This window comes from Endozoicomonas sp. ONNA1 (assembly GCF_024606325.1).
GTDB lineage: Bacteria > Pseudomonadota > Gammaproteobacteria > Pseudomonadales > Endozoicomonadaceae > Endozoicomonas_A.
The window spans coordinates 1-3,986 of sequence record NZ_JAHHPN010000518.1 but is presented as its reverse complement, the minus strand read 5'-3'; the positions used below and the strand labels follow the sequence as shown (position 1 = coordinate 3,986).

Sequence of the window (3,986 nt, the reverse complement as noted above, 5' to 3'; positions counted from 1 at the left end):
TGCAAGCCCATTACCTCAAGCAGTCACCTTTCGTGCAACACACCCATTCACTGGCAAAGCATCTTAAAACCTCGCTTTAATGTATTTACCTTTGGAAGCATTAAATAGTCCCCCTGCCATTCAGTTCCAATGTGCGAATGATCATCTATGTCAGGCACATAACAGAGATAGTAAACCAACCAATAGCTGTAACTCTTCGGACGTGGTCGCCTCAGACGGGGTCGCCTCAGAATCAAAAGATGCCGGGACAGCCGATACAACCCGACCTGCCGGGCAAACCTCGTGCAACGTAATAGAGGTCGGTGAGGATGGCCTGCTGCGGCAATGTGGGAAGCTCTGCAGGAATGCCAGTGCTCTGTCGGATCACAAAAAAAGACATCGGAAACGCAAGCCTCTCGATGTGGAGCACAACGAGTGAAGTTATGTCTGGTGCCATCTTCTGCTTCAGCGAAAGGTCTCTGAGAGAAAAACATACTAATTTTCTTGATCTATCCTTCCTCTCTGTCAATCTGAACGCAAGGATAGAATTATTAAAGGCTCACTCTTTGGGACACTGCTGTTGCTAATATCGTTGTCTGTCGTCTGTCAGGCCGAAGCGTTGACAAGACATTTTATTGTCAAGCTTGAACAGGATGCAGGCTCTCCAAAACAGAACATTTTCATAAAGCCTCACCGGTGTATAGCACCGGGCGACTCGTCAGGCTTCACCGACACCTACGACTACGCAGGATCAACTTCGCTGCTTGATGAAAATCGGCACAGGTTTGGAGGTTATGGAGGAAAAACGATCATCATGGAGTCGCTTTCATGGCAATGGCTTGATGGCCCTCATCTTTTGGTAGCTTATAATCTGATCCTGACCACCAAAGATGCCCCTATAAGCGTCATCTCCTGTTCATGGTTACCTGTAGAAGTCGTTTTCGCTGTCGGCTGGCTTTTAAAAAGCTATTGGAACCTCTGTTCACCGCTGTTTAAACCGATTAAACAACAGGTGGCAACCTCCGTGCTGACAAAGGAGGGTTATATGTTTGCGATCACAACTGTGATGCCCGGCTCTGGAGATAACCCACCTCAATACACGCCATCAGAATCGTTCGGCCAGCAAGTCCCGTCAGCCATCATCCACCCTAAAGGCTACTTCACTCATCTCCTGCATCCTGACTCTGATGGTGGTAACGGAGACCCTCATCATTACTCGCACACTTTAGGTTTAAGTTGTTTCGTTCACCCTTGTCATGGCGTCTGTCAATTCCGGCCATCAGGAACATCAGCCGGACAAAGTTCAAACCCTCATTCGGTTAATAAACACTGCCATGGTTGCATACACTATTTTGATTCTGGATACGCTTCACGTTCAATGACTGTAGGGCTCACATCTACTACTGTCCCTGACGGGACACTCAATGAAGATGTGCAAATCCCCGGGAATTTATCTGCTAAAGCTGATGACCAGGTTATAATCGATGGGCTACTCAGTCTGGGAGGTCATAGTCTTCCAGAAAAAAATGGAATTTCCTGTACGATTGCCCATTCCTCACGACTAAAAGGTTTTTCATCTCTCGGTTGTCTCATCACCAGAGTGGCTAGCCAATGGCAACAAGCTCAGTCAGATCACACAAAAAAATACGACACTGAACAAAAAAGCTGTGACGTGACCGTGGTCGGGGAGGATGGCCAGAAGCGACCGTGCGGTAAATACTGTAAGAATTCTCAAGCCCTGTGGGATCACAAAAGCAGAGTCCATAGCGAACAAAAAACCTGTGACGAGACAGTGAACGAGACGAATGGCCAACAGCGTCCATGCGGTGCAGTTTGCAAGAGTGCTCGATCCCTGTCATGTCACAAAAGCAAATACCATAGAGGGCAACGAATCTGTGACGAATCAGTGATTGGGGAGGATGGCCAGCCTCGACCATGCGGGACGGTCTGCAAGAATGCTAATGCTTTGTCAGTTCACAAAAACAGAATCCACAGTGGGCATAAAACCTGCGGCGTGATCGTGGTCGGAGAGGATGGTCAGCAGTGGTCATGTGGGAAAGTCTGCAAGAATACTCGGGCCTTGGCAGATCACAAAAGCAGAGTCCACAGCGGTCAACAAACCTGTGACCTGACCATGGTCGGGGAGGATGGCCTGCCGCGGCCATGCGGGAAGGTCTCTAATAATGCTTACGCCCTGCTAAGTCACAAAAGAAGAGAGCACAGAGGGCAACAAACCTGTCACCTGATCGTGGTTGGGGAGGATAGCCAGCAGCAAGGATGCAATGCGGTTTGCAAGAGTGCAATATCTTTGTCGCATCATAAAAGACTAGAGCACACCGGGCAGCAAGTCTGTAATCTCACAGCAGTCGGGGTGGATGGCCAGTCGAGGCAATGCGGGAAGGTATACAAGAATGCTCGCAGCCTGAGTAATCACAAAAGAAAAAAACACAGCGGGCCAAAAACCTGTGGAGCAAAAGTGTTTGGCGAAGATGGCCAGCCACAGCCATGCGGAAAGGTCTGCATGAATGCTCAAAACCTGGCAGATCATAAATTCAGAGACCACACCGGCCATCAAACCTGTGACTTCACCGTAGTCGGGGAGCATGGCCAGCCGAAACCATGTGGGACAGTCTGCAGGAATGCTCGAGCCCTCTTTAATCACAAAAGAGTGCATCGAAAACGCAAGCCTGTTGATTTGGACCAGAACGATGACCTCAGTCCTTGATCTGACACCCGTCCTTTCAGGAGGTTTTCTTGATCTATCCTTTCTCTCTCAGAACCAGAACTCAAGGATAGAATTATTAAACACTCACTTTTTGGGGCACTGCTGTTACCACTGTTTTTGCCATTGTTGTTACTGTTGCTGTTTGTCGTCTGCCAGACCGAAGCATTGACAAGGCATCATATTGTCGAGCTTGAACAGGATGCAGGTTTTCCAGAACAGAACATTTCTAAAAAACTTCAACGGTATTCATTATCAGGCACCCCGTCAGACTTTACCGGAACCAATGGCTACGCAAGACCAAAGTCGCCTGATGAAAAACAACGCAGACCTGGAGGTTACGGAGCAAGAGCGGTGATTATTGAGACGATTTCGTGGCAATGGCTTTATGCCATTCATCTTTTGGTTGCTTACGAACTGATTATGACCACCAAAGATGCTCCTGCAAGCTCATGGCTATCTGTTGAAGTAGTTTTCGGTGTTGTCTGGCTCTTAAAAGGCTGTTGGAACCTCGATTCACCGCTCTATAAATCGACTGAACAACAGGAGGGAATCTTTGTGCTGATGGAGGGAGATCACCCGTTTGTGACTATTACCATGATGCATGGCTCTGTTGAAAACCCACCACAAAACTTGCCATCAGAATCATCCTGCCGGCAAGTCCTGGCAGCTAACAGCCATCCTGCTGGCTCTTTCACTCAACTCCTGTATTTTGACTCTGGCGATGGTACTGGAAGTCCACAAGAACATTTGCACAGTTTAGGTTTAAATTGTTTCGTTCACCCCTGTCATGGCGTTTGTCAATTCCGGCCAGCAGGAGCAACACCCGGACAAAGCTTACGCCCTCATTCGGCCAATGAAGACGACCTTGGTTACAGACACTATTTTGACCCCGGATACGCTACACATTCGATGAATGCAGGGCTGGCCTCTGGCACTGCCCCTGATGAGCGACTCAATGATGATCTGCAAATGTCTGAGAGTTCACCTGTCACCGATGATGACCAGATTATAATCGATGGGTTACTTAGTCTGGGTGCTCGTACTCTTCCAGAAGAAGGCGGGATTTCTTGTTCGGTTGTCTGTTTCACAGGCCCAATGGGTATATCAGCTTCGAGTTGTCTCACACCCGTAGCGACTACCCATTGCCAACAATCCCTGTCAGATCACAAAAAAAAATACGACACGGAGCAAAAAATCTGTGACCTGATTGTGTTCAGGGAAGATGGCCAGCAGCGGCCATGCGGGAAGCTCTTCAAGAATGCTAATAGCCTGTCGTCTCACA

General features: G+C 48.4%; 3 protein-coding genes. All 3 read left to right on the top strand.

From position 1 onward, the window contains the following. Positions 1–91 precede the first annotated feature (91 nt). Complete coding sequence (locus KDK19_RS11915; RefSeq protein ID WP_257288285.1) at positions 92–418, top strand: hypothetical protein; 327 nt, start codon at positions 92–94, stop codon at positions 416–418. Between the two features lie 141 nt (positions 419–559). After that, on the top strand, positions 560–2,704 hold the full coding sequence (locus KDK19_RS11910) for a hypothetical protein (protein WP_257255399.1): 2,145 nt from the start codon (positions 560–562) through the stop codon (positions 2,702–2,704). 123 nt (positions 2,705–2,827) lie between these two features. Further along, on the top strand, positions 2,828–3,986 hold a 1,159-nt coding region (locus KDK19_RS11905), incomplete at its 3' end, for a hypothetical protein (RefSeq protein WP_257292038.1).